Source organism: Prodigiosinella confusarubida, assembly GCF_002847015.1.
Lineage (GTDB): Bacteria > Pseudomonadota > Gammaproteobacteria > Enterobacterales > Enterobacteriaceae > Prodigiosinella > Prodigiosinella aquatilis.
Genome location: NZ_CP025085.1, coordinates 1,347,373 through 1,362,678, shown reverse-complemented (window position 1 = coordinate 1,362,678; position 15,306 = coordinate 1,347,373). Strand labels below are relative to the sequence as shown.

Genomic DNA, 15,306 nt, shown 5'->3' with positions numbered 1-15,306 from the left:
TAATCTTTACCTCTTATGCCAGACGCGGGTTAACTTTTTCAGGATCAATGCTGAATTTCTTGATGGCTTCAGCCACTACAGAAGCGTCAACTTCACCGCGTTTAGCCAGTTCACCCAATGCTGCAACTACCACGTAGGAAGCGTCCACTTCGAAGTGGTGGCGCAGGTTCTCACGGCTGTCGGAACGACCAAAACCGTCAGTACCCAGTACGCGATAATCGCTGGCCGGGATGTAGGTTCGTACCTGTTCTGCAAACAGTTTCATATAGTCGGTGGAAGCGACAGCGGGTGCATCGTTCATGACCTGGGCAATGAACGGTACGCGTGGGGTTTCCGTCGGATGCAACATGTTCCAGCGTTCACAATCTTGGCCATCACGGGCCAGTTCAGTAAAGGACGTAACACTATAAACATCAGAGCCGATACCGAAGTCGCTCGCCAGAATCTGAGCGGCATCACGCACATGACGCAGAATAGAACCTGAACCCAGCAACTGAACTTTACCTTTAGCGCCTTCAACCGTTTCCAGTTTATAAATACCCTTGCGGATACCCTCTTCCACACCTTGCGGCATGGCTGGCATGTGGTAGTTTTCGTTCAGTGTGGTGATGTAGTAATAGATATTTTCCTGCGCTTCACCGTACATGCGAACCAGACCATCATGCATGATCACCGCGACTTCATAGGCATAAGACGGATCATAGGAGATACAGTTTGGAATAGTCAGCGCCTGAATGTGGCTGTGACCATCTTCATGCTGCAGACCCTCACCATTCAGCGTCGTACGGCCAGAAGTACCGCCGATCAGGAAGCCACGAGCCTGCTGGTCGCCGGCGGCCCAGCACAGATCACCGATACGCTGGAATCCGAACATGGAATAGTAGATGTAGAACGGAATCATCGGCAGGTTGTTGGTGCTGTAAGACGTTGCCGCCGACAGCCAGGATGCGCCAGCACCCAGTTCATTGATGCCTTCCTGCAGAATCTGACCTTTCTGGTCTTCTTTGTAGTAGGCGACCTGCTCGCGGTCCTGCGGAGTATACTGCTGACCATTCGGGCTGTAGATACCAATTTGACGGAACAGACCTTCCATACCGAAAGTACGGGCTTCATCAGCGATAATCGGAACCAGACGATCTTTGATCGATTTGTTCTTCAGCATCACGTTCAGAGCACGAACAAAAGCGATAGTGGTAGAGATTTCTTTGGTCTGCTCTTCCAGCAGAGAACTGAAATCCTCCATCGTCGGCAATTCCAGTTTTTCGGTAAACTTAGTGTGACGAGTCGGTAAATAACCTTCCAGAGCCTGGCGACGTTCGTGCAGATAGTTGTACTCTGCGGAATCTTTCTCGAAGGTCAGGAACGGCAGCTTTTCGATGTTTTCATCACTGACCGGCACATTGAAGCGGTCACGGAAATAGCGCACGCCGTCCATGTTAATCTTTTTAACCTGGTGGGCAATATTCTTGCCTTCAGCCGCATCACCCATACCGTAGCCTTTAATGGTATGTGCCAGAATAACAACCGGTTTATCTTTGGTTTCCTGCGCTTTCTTCAGAGCGGCATAGACTTTCTTCGGATCGTGACCACCACGGTTCAGCGCCCAAATCTGATCATCAGTCCAGTCTTTCACCAGTTCGGCGGTTTCTGGATATTTACCGAAGAAGTGCTCCCGCACATAAGCGCCATTCTTGGATTTAAAGGTCTGGTAATCACCATCAACGGTTTCATTCATCAGTTGGATCAGCTTACCGCTGGTATCTCTACGCAACAGTTCATCCCAACGGCCACCCCAGATAACCTTGATAACTTCCCAGCCGGCGCCACCGAAGATACCTTCCAGTTCATTAATGATCTTGCCATTACCCGTAACCGGTCCGTCCAGACGCTGCAAGTTACAGTTGATGAAGAACACCAAATTATCCAGTTTTTCACGGGTAGCGATGGTGATGGCGCCTTTGGATTCCGGCTCATCCATTTCACCATCGCCCAGAAACGCATAAACGGTTTGTTTAGATGTATCTTTCAGGCCACGATGTTCCAGATATTTCAGGAACTTAGCCTGGTAAATAGCCGCGATAGGCCCCAATCCCATGGATACGGTCGGGAACTGCCAGAAATTCGGCATCAATTTTGGATGTGGGTAAGAAGACAAGCCATTACCATGGACTTCCTGACGGAAGTTATTCATCTGATCTTCTGTCAGACGGCCTTCCAGGAAGGCACGGGCATAGATGCCTGGAGAAATATGACCCTGGAAATACACCAGATCGCCACCGTCCTGCGCATTGTGGGCGCGGAAGAAGTGGTTAAAGCACACTTCGTAGAACGTGGCGGAAGACTGGAATGACGCCATGTGACCACCGAGCTCCAAATCTTTCTTCGAAGCATGCAGTACCGTCATGATCGCATTCCAGCGGATAGCAGAACGAATACGACGCTCCAGCTCAAGGTTGCCAGGATACTCCGGCTCATCGTCCACGCTGATGGTGTTCACATATTGGCTTACTGCACTGCCGGCAGCCATTTTGACGCCACCTTTACGCGCTTCGGAAAGTACCTGATCAATCAGGAACTGAGCGCGTTCAACACCCTCTTCACGGATAACCGATTCGATCGCCTGTAGCCAGTCGCGTGTTTCGATCGGATCCACGTCATTATTCAAACGTTCTGACATGGTTTATTCCTTATCTGTTTCTAATCAGTTGAGTTATCTGGAGCCTGTCTTCTTACACTCTGAACCTGCGATGGAAAAAAGCGCAGGAAGACAGGCCCTTCGTCTTGGTTATCGCATACAGAACCCCAAATAGGGCACTTAATCCTTGCGTTGCTGGAGCCGACGCAGTGATCGTTCGCGCCGACTATGTTCCCGGTTAAGATCCAGCAATATTTCCTCAATAAACGCCAGGTGACGGTGTGATGCTTCGCGCGCCTGTTCTGGCTCACGGGCAACAATCGCCTCATAAATTCTGGCGCGATGGCTGCTTACCTTCGCCAAAACTTCCCGGCTCAGATAAAGCAATTCAAAATTCTGCCGCACATTTTGTTCCAGCATCGGCCCCATACAGCGCAGCAGATGCAGCAGTACCACGTTGTGAGTGGCTTCGGTGACGGCGATCTGATAGTGCATAACGGCTTCTGACTCCGCCTCCAAATCACCGGCTTCCCGAGACTTTTCAATCAAGGCATGACAATCTCGGATACGCTGTAAATCCGACTCTGTGCCACGCAATGCAGCATAGTAAGCAGCAATGCCTTCAAGCGCATGACGAGTTTCGAGGAGATCGAATTGTGATTCGGGGTGATTGCTCAGTAATTCTGCCAGCGGATCGCTAACACTCTGCCAGAGATTGGTCTGCACGAAAGTGCCACCGCCTTGACGGCGTAAAAGCAGTCCTTTGGCTTCCAGACGCTGTATAGCTTCTCTCAAAGAAGGACGGGAGACATCGAACTGCTTAGCCAGCTCACGCTCCGGGGGAAGTTTCTCGCCGGGACGTAGGGTTCCTTCAAGGATCAGAAACTCCAGCTGTTGCTCAATCACATCTGACAATTTGGGTTGACGGATTTTGCTGTATGCCATGGTGAATTCTTCTCAGCGGAAAGCGCAGAGTAAATTGGTAATACCAATTCCAAAAAACGTGACGTTAAAGTAACAAAGTATTCACCTTCTGTCCATACAGTCGTTGCGCTAAATTACCAATCCTCTTAAATTTTAACAAATGCCTGAAATATATGCTGCAAAGGCTTAAGAGGTCAGTGGTATTACCATTGCTCCCATCCAACTATTTTAACTTTTTTGAAACCAATTTCAGGCAAAGCTGAACCGTTTAAATGACCAATTTTTGAATATTAATTTACTAAAATAGAATTTAAATTCATATTTGCCGTGGAAGGCTGTTCTGGCCTTGTGCAAGGCGCTTTAAATACATGTGTAATGTGTCGGATCAACGTGAAATCGGAAATCTACTGGTAGCGAGAAAGGATAAAAAACATCAAAGGGGTAGCTTTGTATCATTGCACTGCATTTCCCTCTCAATATCAGCAAGAAATCAGTGCAATCTTAATTGCTTATCACTATTCTCTGACGAACGGTAGATAGCTCGGCATTTTCATCCGACAGTCTCCCGTAAACATAAAATTACATAAACGTAAAAAGGCAAAAACACCGCGCTATCATGCTGCCGGTATTTCCTTGCCTTGGCTTACATCGGCAGAGGGTTAAAACAATGGAAGGTCAACAAGACGGAACGCTACAGCGTGGCTTAAAAAACCGTCATATACAGTTGATTGCCCTGGGTGGTGCAGTAGGTACGGGTCTGTTTCTCGGCATCGCACAGACAATAAAAATGGCGGGGCCGTCTGTCCTGCTGGGATATGCCATTGGCGGTATTATCGCTTTTTTCATCATGCGCCAACTTGGAGAAATGGTAGTAGAGGAACCTGTAGCAGGATCTTTCAGCCATTTTGCCTATAAATACTGGGGTAATTTTGCCGGGTTTGCTTCTGGTTGGAATTATTGGGTGTTGTATGTACTGGTCGCCATGGCGGAACTGACCGCAGTTGGCATTTACGTACAATACTGGTGGCCAGATATTCCGACCTGGGTTTCTGCCACCGTCTTCTTTTTGTTTATCAATGCCATCAACCTGGCCAATGTAAAAGTGTATGGCGAACTGGAATTCTGGTTTGCCATCATCAAGGTTGCAGCCATTGTCGGGATGATTGCCTTTGGCAGTTGGTTATTGATAAGCGGCCATGGTGGACCTGAAGCGACTATTACCAATCTATGGGCTCAGGGAGGATTTTTCCCGAATGGTATTAACGGGTTGGTCATGGCGATGGCCGTCATCATGTTCTCTTTTGGTGGCCTCGAACTGGTCGGTATTACCGCTGCAGAAGCGGATGACCCGGAAAAAAGCATTCCGCGCGCCACCAACCAGGTTATCTACCGTATCCTGATTTTCTACATTGGCTCCCTGACGGTATTGTTATCACTGTACCCTTGGGAAAAGGTGGTGGAAGGTGGTAGCCCTTTCGTTCTGATTTTCCATGCATTGAACAGTAATATAGTCGCAACGGTCTTAAACATTGTGGTATTAACCGCAGCGCTGTCGGTCTACAACAGCTGTGTATATTGTAATAGCCGTATGCTGTATGGCTTGGCGAAACAAGGTAACGGCCCACAAGTATTGCTGAAAATGGATAGCCGTGGTGTCCCCGTTGTCGCGATTGCTCTTTCAGCTCTGGCGACAGCAGCGTGTGTACTGATTAACTATCTGGTGCCCGGTAAAGCGTTTGAGCTGTTGATGGCGCTGGTGGTCTCCGCACTGGTGATCAACTGGGCGATGATCAGTCTGGCACATCTGAAATTCCGTGCGCAAAAAGAGCGCGAAGGAACAGAAACTAAATTCAAAGCGCTGTTATATCCATTTGGCAACTATCTGTGCCTGCTATTTCTGGCCGCCATTCTGGTGATTATGTACCTGACACCGGGTATTCGGATATCCGTACTACTGATTCCGGTCTGGATATTGATACTGGGCATTGGCTATTTTATTAAAGGCAAAGTGCAGAAAGCGTAATGATAAGGGGGACCATTAATGGCTCCCCCTACGATATTTCGAATACCACCCGTATTGATGATTTTCAATGTACGTATTGTTAACTCCATCACACCTCCCCATCTTCAGCCATTTTATCTATCTGTGTGGCGGTTTCCTGCTGCGCAGATGAAGACATAATCATCAATAATGTTTTCCACTACACAGGATTATCATCCAGGGGTGGGAACAGACGATGAGCACTACAGCACTTTCAGTTAAAGAGAAGATTGGCTACGGTATGGGCGATGCGGGTTGCAATATGATCAACGGCGCCGTCATGTTATTCCTGAGTTACTTTTACACTGATATTTTCGGGCTGGCGCCGGCAATGGTCGGCATCCTGCTACTGTCGGTACGGGTAGTAGATGCCATCACCGATCCGATTATGGGCGCGATTGCCGACCGTACGCGTAGCCGTTGGGGACGTTTTAGACCATGGTTATTATGGGTTTCAGTCCCTTACGTCATATTCAGCGTGCTGATGTTTACCACGCCGGACTGGGGATATGAAAGTAAAGTGGTCTATGCCTTTGTCACCTACTTTCTGATGTCGCTTGCCTATACCGCGATTAATATTCCTTACTGTTCACTGGGCGGCGTTATCACCAACGATCCCGGCGAGCGCGTTTCCTGTCAGTCTTATCGTTTTGTGATGGTCGGCATTGCCACACTGATTCTGTCGCTATTGCTGTTGCCGCTGGCAGAATGGTTTGGCGGTGACAATAAAGCGCGCGGCTATCAGATGGCGATGGGCGTGCTGGCCACTATTGGTCTGTTTATGTTTCTGTTTAGTTTTGCCACAGTACGCGAACGCATTACACCGGCAGTACCGGGTAATGATGATATAAAGGCCGACTTAAAAGGCGCATGGAAAAACGATCAGTGGGTACGTATCCTGCTGCTGACCTTCTGCAACGTCTGCCCCGGCTTTATTCGCATGGCGGCCACCATGTATTACGTCATCTGGGTTATGCAGCAATCGACCAGCTTTGCCACTCTGTTTATCAGTCTTGGCGTAGTGGGCATGATGATCGGCAGTACGCTGGCGAAAACACTTACCGACCACTGGTGTAAACTGAAAGTATTTTTCTGGATCAATATCGTGCTGGCAGCTTTCTCCACCGGTTTCTACTTTCTCGACCCGCACGCCACGATATTAATTATGGTGATGTATTTCCTGCTAAATATCTTCCACCAAATTCCGTCGCCACTGCACTGGTCGCTAATGGCTGACGTTGATGATTACGGCGAATGGAAAACCGGCAAGCGTATTACCGGCATCAGCTTCTCCGGCAATCTGTTCTTCCTGAAGGTGGGACTGGCAGTGGCCGGCGCCATGGTAGGTTTTCTGCTGTCGTGGTACGGCTACGATGCCGGGGCAAAGCAGCAAAGTGCCTCAGCGATTAACGGTATTGTGCTGCTGTTTACCGTGATCCCAGGCGTCGGCTACCTGATAACCGCCGGAGTGGTTCGTTTACTGAAAGTGGATCGCCAGACGATGCAGACCATTCAGCTCGATCTTGCCAAACGACGCGAGAACCATCGGGAGCCAAGCGACTACCATGATGGTAAACATCTTGATGTAAAAACGAAAGGAGTGGCGTGATGAGTAACCAGAGCTGGCCTAATCCACTAATTGAACAGCGCGCTGATCCTTTTATTCTGCGCCACAACGATAACTACTACTTTACCGCCTCGGTACCCGAATACGATCGGCTGGAAATTCGCCGCGCCAGCACCCTGATCGGACTGCGCAATGCTACCCCGGTAGTGGTCTGGCGCAAACCGGACAGCGGCCCGATGAGCGAACTGATTTGGGCACCGGAGCTGCATATTATCGATGGTAGCTGGATAATCTATTTCGCCGCAGCACCGAGTAAAGCAATTAAAAACGGGCTATTTCAGCACCGCATGTTTGCACTTGAGTGTTATGACAGTGATCCGCTAAGCGGCTGTTGGTATGAGCGTGGGCAGATCCGTACCCCTATCGATAGCTTTGCCCTTGATGCCACCGTTTTTCAGCATCAGGGTAAAAACTGGTACTTATGGGCGCAGAAAGATCCGCTGATTCCCGGCAACTCCAATCTCTATTTAGCGGAACTGGAAAATCCCTGGACACTAAAAACCCCACCGGTAATGCTCAGCCACCCACAGTACCCGTGGGAGTGCGTCGGGTTCAGCGTTAACGAAGGTCCGGCAGTGATCCGCCACGGCGACAAACTGTTTGTCAGCTATTCCGCCAGCGCGACTGATGAAAACTACTGCATGGGATTATTGTGGATTGACGCCGACGCGGATCCCATGCGCCCAACCAACTGGTCAAAATCGGCGCATCCGGTATTTACGACACACTGGCTACATCAGCAGTATGGTCCGGGGCATAACAGCTTTACCACGGCAGAAAATGGTGAGGACGTGCTGGTTTATCATGCACGTAACTATACGGAAATTGAGGGCGACCCCTTGTGGGATCCGAACCGACATACGCGTATCAAAACCTTCAACTGGAGTGCCGATGGTATGCCAGATTTCGGCATACCGCCGGCTGAACAATGATTACACCAACGCACCGTAAATAGTCAGCAACGACACGACAACCACAATCGCCAGCGTCACTTTCTTCGCCAGAGTAACCGCCGCTTTTGGTGCTTCGACTTGATCAACATGAGGCTCTCGGGCCAGTGAGAACTGGGCCAACTGGGTTAATACCCAATATTGCGAGCTATGGAAATCCCCTAGCGCAGCAAACCATGCGGGTAATGCTTTTTCACCATGTCCGAGCAATGCATAAGCCACGCCAGCCAATCGGACCGGGATCCAATCGAGCCAGTGAAGCAGCGAATCCACGCCTGAACGGGCACGGTCCAGTGGCGTATGGTGCCGGGCTAGGCAAGCTTGTCTGGCTCGCAAAAAAGAGTATCCCACCAGCGCTACCGGTCCATATGGGCCCGCCACGATAAACCAGAATATTGGTGCCAGATAAAAGCGAAAATTAATCCACAACAGCGCGTTTTGTAACTCCTTCAGCCGTTCATGCTCACCACTTTCCACTGGCAAGCCATGTATTAATGACAATTCCGCCTCCATCTCCCGGCAGGCATCGGCTTCACCGCGATCCGCGGCCTGCAGGTAACGATGATAATGCTGCCTTACTTCACCGGCGCCAATGCAAAGCAGACAAATCGCAATCCATAACAGAAGCAAAATCACACCAAACAAGAGTCCGCTGAAAAACCACAATACCAACGCCACTGCACCCATACTGAAACAGGTCAGCGTAATTGTCTGAAACAATGTGGGAGGTGAAAGGTGGCGGAACAACACTTCCAAATGATGATCCAACTGCCAGTGTTCACCTTGTTTAAACAAGCGCTCCCACCCTAACCCCAATAATAATGTAAACAGCGTCATCTGTTGTTACTCCCTTCTTAATCCAGGTGAGCCTGCCACAAATGCTGGAAAAAATCCCAGTCAAAGGCCGGGCCAGGATCGGTTTTGCGTCCGGGAGCAATATCACTGTGCCCGGTAATGCGTGATGGCGTAATCGGATAAGCACGGCACAACAGGCGAGTCATTGTCGCCAATTGAGAATACTGTTCGGTGGTAAAAGGTAGCGTATCGGTTCCTTCCAGCTCAATACCGATGGAAAAATCATTACAACGCTCACGCCCTTCAAAGTGTGAAACACCCGCGTGCCAAGCCCGTTTATCAAACGACACATACTGAACAATGCTACCATCGCGGCGAATCAAACAATGGGCAGAGACATGCAGATGACAAATATCCGCAAAATAGGGATGTGCAGCTGCATCCAGCGTGCCGGTAAATAATTGATCAATATAAGGGCCGCCAAACTCACCAGGCGGAAGACTAATATTATGTACCACCAGCAAGGAAGGTAGTTCATTCTCCGGCCGATCATCATGATAGGGAGACGGAACACGCGTGACCCCTGATAACCAGCCATTCTCCAATCTCATCAGCAGAACCCTTACATCAATGCACCATGAAGATCGATATCGGTCTATTACACTGCCGCACGATCTCGGCAAAAAGAGTAGCACGTTTCCAGAAACCAGACTAACCGGCTGGATATAAAGCTATTATTGATTATCCTATCATTAAATTCGATTGTGATGCCCTCTCCTTAACGGCTCCAGCAAACGGATGAGGTCATGTTTGATGGCTGACAACCCGCGCTTCGCATTATCCTTCATACTGGCGATATCTGCGTGAACCGCCCAGAATAACAAGTAACATTTTGAATTATAAAAACATTCAAATTGGATGTCATTGCATAAACAAGGTAGCATAAGCCTCCGGATCCCTCTCGGAGTTTTTATACGATGACTACTCGTCGTTATAGTCAGGAACAACGCCAGGCAATGTTGTTAAAACGCATTGAGAATGATATTCCGGTCTGCGTTCGTCTGGCGTTATGCGAAGATTTGGGTGGTGAGGTTGATGTACAACAGGATATCACTGCCCTACTACTGCCAGATGACAAATCAGCAACCGCCGTCATTATCACTCGTGAAGCCGGTATCTTCTGCGGGCAACACTGGTTGGAAGAAGTCTTCCACCAGCTTGGCGATCAGGTCAGTGTGGAATGGTATGTGAAAGATGGCTCACTGCTGACGGAAAATCAGCCACTGTGCCGCTTGCAAGGGCCGTCGCGTCAACTTTTAACTGGAGAACGTACCGCACTTAATTTTCTGCAGACACTGTCCGGCATCGCCACAGAAGTCAGCCGATATGTGAAGTTGCTGGCAGGAACTCACACTCAGTTGCTGGATACCCGCAAAACGCTGCCTGGATTACGAACAGCATTGAAATATGCGGTTTTATGCGGCGGCGGCAGCAATCATCGCCTGGGATTATCTGATGCCTTCCTGATCAAGGAAAACCATATTATTGCCGCCGGATCTATCAGGCAGGCGGTAGAGCAGGCGTTCCAGCTACGCAGCGATGTCCCGGTTGAAGTGGAAGTGGAAACCCTCGATGAACTACAACAAGCACTGGATGCAGGTGCGGATATCGTGATGCTGGATAACTTCAGTCTGGAAAAAATCCGTGAGGCAGTACGGCTTGCTCAAGGGCGGGTTCTGCTGGAAGTTTCCGGTAATGTCACCTTGAAAACGTTACGGGACTATGCCGAAACCGGTGTCGATTACATCTCGGTTGGTGCGTTAACTAAACATGTCCATGCACTGGATCTCTCTATGCGTTTAAACTGAATCAAGCCCGGCATTGCCGGGTTTTTCCTACTGCCACACCTGGAACACCAGACAAAACTGTAACCGACTACGCAAAAAAATCGTTATTCAACGTAATCCTCAAAAATTTCCCCGAGCACAGTTCCTGATCTGATTTCACCACATCGACGAAGTTACACCAGCAACGCTATCCTGCCGCCACCCGTCACAGCAAGGATTGATATCGTGAAACAGCATGGATTTACGCTAATCGAGCTGATGGTGGTCATTGTGATCATCGCCATACTCAGTTCCCTGGGTATTCCCGCTTATCAGGGCTATCTGCAAAAAGCCGCCATGACAGACATGCTCCAGACCATGGTTTCCTACAAAACCACCATCGATCTCTGTGGTCTGAGCAACGCTAGCTTTGCTACTTGTAACGCTGGCAGTCAGGGGATACCGACAGCGACAACCTCCCGCTATGTCAGTGCATCTACCGTCAGTCAAGGGTCGATTTCCCTGACGGGACAGTCAACACTGCAAGGATTACGCGTTGTGATGACGCCCAGTCTGGATGTGCAAACCGGTGCATCACATTGGACAAGGGACTGCCAGACTGATGCCGACGCGGAGAGCTTGCGCCAAGCCTGTCAGGATGTGTTCCGCTTTGATAATACGGCAGGCTGACCATGATGAATAATGACCTGTCCAAAGAACTATCATCCCTATGCCACCGCTACCATGCGCTATTGCTGGACATGGATGACCAGACCTTATCCATCGCCATCAACGGTACTGAATCGAAAGAGTTAATTTCTGCTCTGCGTTTTGCCAGCAACCGACATGTATTGATTGAACAGTGGCCTGTAGCCAGATTAGAGCAACATCTGAACCCTTATCAGGAGACAGAAAATGTACAACAGCATCAGGCGGCGCCAAACACAATAGACGACGGTGAAGATGCACCAGTAGTGCAATTCATCAACCAAACCCTGAAGTTGGCAATACAGCGACGCGCATCCGATATCCATTTTGAACCACTGACGTCTGGCTATCGTGTTCGGTTGCGCATCGATGGTGTATTGCAAGAAGTTCCATCAGTTGCTGCTGAACTGTCCCCGCGTATCACTGCAAGGCTCAAGATTATGGGGAAGCTGAATATTGCAGAACGACGACTGCCTCAGGATGGGCAATTCAGTCTGTCACTGGACCAACAATCCTACTCATTTCGTATCGCCACGTTGCCGGTGCAGGAAGGCGAAAAAGTGGTGCTCCGGGTACTACAGACCCATCAGCACGCACTTACACTGGAAACGCTGGGGCTCTCTCCGGTGGCATTACAACAATTTATGAAAACACTTCAGTTGCCTCAGGGCATGATTTTAGTGACTGGCCCCACTGGCAGTGGGAAAACCTTTACACTCTACAGCGCCATTCGCTGGCTCAACGACACCAGTCGTAATATATGCAGTGTGGAAGACCCCGTGGAAATACCACTTACGGGCATTAATCAAACAGCGATAAACACCAAGAATAACCTGAGCTTTGGGCGAGTATTGCGGGCGCTGTTGCGACAAGATCCAGATGTGATTATGGTCGGTGAAATCCGTGATGCCGAAACAGCCGAAATAGCAGTGAATGCGGCACAAACCGGGCACTTAGTGCTATCCACCTTGCACACTAACTCAGCCGCTGAAACACTTACTCGGCTAAGGCAATTGGGCGTTCCCGGCTATTTATTAGCCGCAGCGCTAAGACTGATCATCTCTCAGCGTCTGGTTCGTCGGTTGTGTCCTTACTGCCGCACGGCCACAACACCAGAACTATCTTTACCACCACATCTCTGGCAAGGCTCGTTACACCGCTGGACAGCCCAAGGATGCAACCACTGTTTCTCCGGTTATTACGGCCGTGCAGCCATTTACGAATTGTTGGTTATCACACCTGACATGCAGCAGGCATTAGCAGAAGACATTCCGGTCCAACAAGCCGCCCACGCCTCTTCAACTGTATTCCCTTCGTTACTATCTGCCGGATTATCTCTGGTTAATGAAGGTGTTACCTCTCAAGAAGAAGTCTATCGGGTCATAGGTGATATTACAAATTAAGGGGAAAACATGAGGTTACAAAAACTGTACTATTGGCAGGCAATCACTACAGATGGAGAACTTTGTTATGGTGAACGTATTGGTTTTCAGCAACAGCAGATTTATGACTATCTGATTGAACTGGGGTATCAACCTTTACGGGTGAAAACCGGCCAATACCTGACCAGACACTACTGGCGCACTACTGAGCTAACCGCCATTATCCGCCAGTTAGCGACTCTGCTACAGGCAGGATTACCGCTATTGAATGCACTGACACTGATTGCCGAACAGCACGAACGTCCAGGATGGCGTTGCCTGTTACAAGATATTGGCGTACAGATTTCTCAGGGTAAGACACTCTCTGAAACATTGCGTAGTTACCCCATGATATTTCCCGTTATTTGCTACTCATTAATTACAGTTGGAGAACTAACAGGGAAATTGGATGAATGCTGTCTGCAACTGGCGCAATATCAGGAAACACAACAGGAACTAGGACAAAAAGTCGCCAAAGCACTGCGTTATCCTTGCTTTGTTATTGCCGTGGGTATAGCAGTCAGTTTGTTAATGATGACGCAGGTATTGCCTGAGTTCGCCCAGCTTTATGCCTCTTTTGATGCGCCCTTGCCCTGGTTTACCCGGACACTGCTGACATTGTCTGATCTGATAACACACTATAGTGTTTCCGGTATCCTCATCCTGTTTCTTGTTTCCTTGATCTATATCCATCTGCGTCAACGGAATAGTGTCTGGAAAACTCGGGAGCAACGGCTGTGGTTGAAACTGCCAGTTGTTTCAAAAATCATACGAGGAAACTGCCTAAGTCAGATTTTTCATACACTGGCTATGACACAATATGCTGGTGTTTCGCTCCCTTCCGGATTGGCCGCGGCTTCCGGTCTCAACAATCGGATATACCGACATGCATTGCAGCACATTCAGTCGCAAATACAGCAGGGAATACCACTGGGTGAAGCAATCGACGATTCTTTTCTGTTCCCGGCCCCCTGTCAGCAATTAATCCGTGTGGGTGAAGAAACCGGGGCACTGGATAATCTGTTTGCCCAATTGGCCAAATGGTACGAACGTCATACCCAACAGTTTGCCGAAACGCTAACGCAAACACTGGAACCCATATTACTCGTCATTGTAGGTGGAATGGTTGGCACACTGGTTGTCGCCATGTACCTGCCGATATTCCAGCTGGGCAATGTGCTGGCTGGAGCCTGAGCCAGCCAGCCAGCCAGCATCAGTAACTACTGATTAAAAATACGGTTCTCTTGTTCTACTACCCGGATAAAGGTCGTGCGTTTGGTCAGCTCTTTCAGACGAGAGGCGCCAACATAGGTACAAGCTGAACGTAATCCACCGAGGATATCACGTACAGTATTTTCTACCGGCCCACGCAGCGGTAGCTTCACGGTTTTTCCCTCTGCTGCACGATATTCCGCTACACCACCGACATGACGTTGCATGGCCGATGTTGAACTCATGCCGTAAAACAGCATTTGCTTCTCACCATTCTCTTCCACCACCGTCCCCTCACATTCATCATGTGCAGCCAGCATGCCTCCCAACATCACAAAATCTGCTCCGCCGCCAAAGGCTTTGGCTACATCCCCAGGAGAAGCACATCCCCCATCACTGACAATTTGCCCACCCAATCCGTGTGCTGCATCCGCGCATTCAATAACAGCAGAAAGCTGCGGGTATCCCACGCCAGTTTTCAGGCGTGTCGTACACACGGAACCAGGCCCGATACCAACTTTAACAATATCCGCGCCAGACAGGATAAGCTCTTCCACCATCTCCCCGGTCACGACATTGCCTGCACAAATCACTTTATCCGGACAAGCTTCACGCGCCTTTTGCAGGAACGTAACGAAATGTTCGGAATAACCATTGGCTACATCAATGCAGATAAATTTCAGTTCTGGTGACAACGCCAAAATCTGTTTCATTTTGGAAAAATCATTATCGGATGTACCAGTGGAAACCATTACATGACGCAACACGGAAGCAGAAGAGTCTTTGACAAACTGTTGCCATTGCTCCAGGGAATAATGCTTATGCACGGCAGTTAAGACATCAAATGTCGCCAATACCTGTGCCATGCGAAATGTACCTACGGTGTCCATATTGGCGGCAATAACCGGTACACCGGACCAGTCGCATCCTGCGTGGAGAAAAGTAAATTGACGTGCCAGCTCCACTTCAGCGCGGCTTTTTAAGGTAGAACGTTTCGGACGAATAAGAACGTCTTTAAAACCTAACTTTAAATCTTCTTCAATACGCATGAGATACATCCTGGTTAGCGGCGAAAATTTGCAAAGAAAATAATCGTCGTGATTAAGTGCCATATCCAGTGACGTTATCATACGCATGAATAATCCTGCAGCAAGACTGCGAATTTAC

12 protein-coding genes are annotated in these 15,306 nt (G+C 49.2%); 7 read left to right on the top strand and 5 right to left on the bottom strand.

What is annotated here, in order from left to right; genetic code table 11:
* Positions 1-13 precede the first annotated feature (13 nt).
* Both aceE and pdhR read right to left on the bottom strand, forming a co-directional pair.
* Entirely contained in the window at positions 14-2,677 is a 2,664-nt protein-coding gene (gene aceE / locus CWC46_RS06285; RefSeq protein WP_021017106.1) for a pyruvate dehydrogenase (acetyl-transferring), homodimeric type, read from the bottom strand.
* Positions 2,678-2,815: 138 nt separating this feature from the next.
* Positions 2,816-3,580 (bottom strand): pyruvate dehydrogenase complex transcriptional repressor PdhR, encoded by a 765-nt coding sequence (gene pdhR, locus CWC46_RS06280; protein WP_021017107.1) that lies wholly within the window; start codon positions 3,578-3,580, stop codon positions 2,816-2,818.
* Between the two features lie 646 nt (positions 3,581-4,226).
* Between pdhR and CWC46_RS06275 the strand changes: the two genes are divergently transcribed.
* From CWC46_RS06275 to CWC46_RS06265, 3 genes are all read left to right on the top strand, one after another.
* Positions 4,227-5,582, top strand: a complete 1,356-nt coding sequence (locus CWC46_RS06275; RefSeq protein WP_021017108.1) for an amino acid permease — start codon at positions 4,227-4,229, stop codon at positions 5,580-5,582.
* A 214-nt stretch (positions 5,583-5,796) separates the two neighbouring features.
* Complete coding sequence (locus CWC46_RS06270) at positions 5,797-7,209, top strand: glycoside-pentoside-hexuronide (GPH):cation symporter (RefSeq protein ID WP_021017110.1); 1,413 nt, start codon at positions 5,797-5,799, stop codon at positions 7,207-7,209.
* Positions 7,209-8,159 carry a glycoside hydrolase family 43 protein gene (locus tag CWC46_RS06265; protein WP_021017111.1) on the top strand — a complete coding sequence of 317 codons (951 nt, stop codon included), beginning with the start codon at positions 7,209-7,211 and terminating at the stop codon, positions 8,157-8,159. Before CWC46_RS06270 ends, CWC46_RS06265 begins: the two co-directional genes overlap by 1 nt.
* Here CWC46_RS06265 and ampE read toward each other — a convergent pair whose 3' ends face one another.
* Positions 8,160-9,014 (bottom strand): beta-lactamase regulator AmpE, encoded by an 855-nt coding sequence (ampE, locus tag CWC46_RS06260; RefSeq protein ID WP_021017112.1) that lies wholly within the window; start codon positions 9,012-9,014, stop codon positions 8,160-8,162.
* Between the two features lie 17 nt (positions 9,015-9,031).
* Positions 9,032-9,583, bottom strand: coding sequence for a 1,6-anhydro-N-acetylmuramyl-L-alanine amidase AmpD (gene ampD, locus CWC46_RS06255; protein ID WP_021017113.1), 552 nt, complete (start codon positions 9,581-9,583; stop codon positions 9,032-9,034).
* A 366-nt stretch (positions 9,584-9,949) separates the two neighbouring features.
* Here ampD and nadC point away from each other — a divergent pair, with 366 nt between their 5' ends.
* The 4 genes from nadC to hofC all read left to right on the top strand — a co-directional run bounded on the left by nadC (position 9,950) and on the right by hofC (position 14,121).
* Entirely contained in the window at positions 9,950-10,840 is an 891-nt protein-coding gene (gene nadC / locus CWC46_RS06250) for a carboxylating nicotinate-nucleotide diphosphorylase (RefSeq protein WP_021017114.1), read from the top strand.
* Positions 10,841-11,041: 201 nt separating this feature from the next.
* Positions 11,042-11,488: a prepilin peptidase-dependent pilin gene (gene ppdD / locus CWC46_RS06245; protein ID WP_037382375.1), complete on the top strand. Its 447-nt coding sequence runs from the start codon at positions 11,042-11,044 to the stop codon at positions 11,486-11,488.
* Between the two features lie 2 nt (positions 11,489-11,490).
* Positions 11,491-12,909 carry a type II secretion system protein GspE gene (gene gspE, locus CWC46_RS06240; RefSeq protein ID WP_021017116.1) on the top strand — a complete coding sequence of 473 codons (1,419 nt, stop codon included), beginning with the start codon at positions 11,491-11,493 and terminating at the stop codon, positions 12,907-12,909.
* A 9-nt stretch (positions 12,910-12,918) separates the two neighbouring features.
* Positions 12,919-14,121, top strand: coding sequence for a protein transport protein HofC (gene hofC / locus CWC46_RS06235; RefSeq protein WP_021017117.1), 1,203 nt, complete (start codon positions 12,919-12,921; stop codon positions 14,119-14,121).
* Positions 14,122-14,147: 26 nt separating this feature from the next.
* Here the strand turns inward: hofC and CWC46_RS06230 are convergent, their stop codons facing one another.
* Positions 14,148-15,188, bottom strand: a complete 1,041-nt coding sequence (locus CWC46_RS06230; RefSeq protein ID WP_037382437.1) for a GMP reductase — start codon at positions 15,186-15,188, stop codon at positions 14,148-14,150.
* Positions 15,189-15,306: the final 118 nt, after the last annotated feature.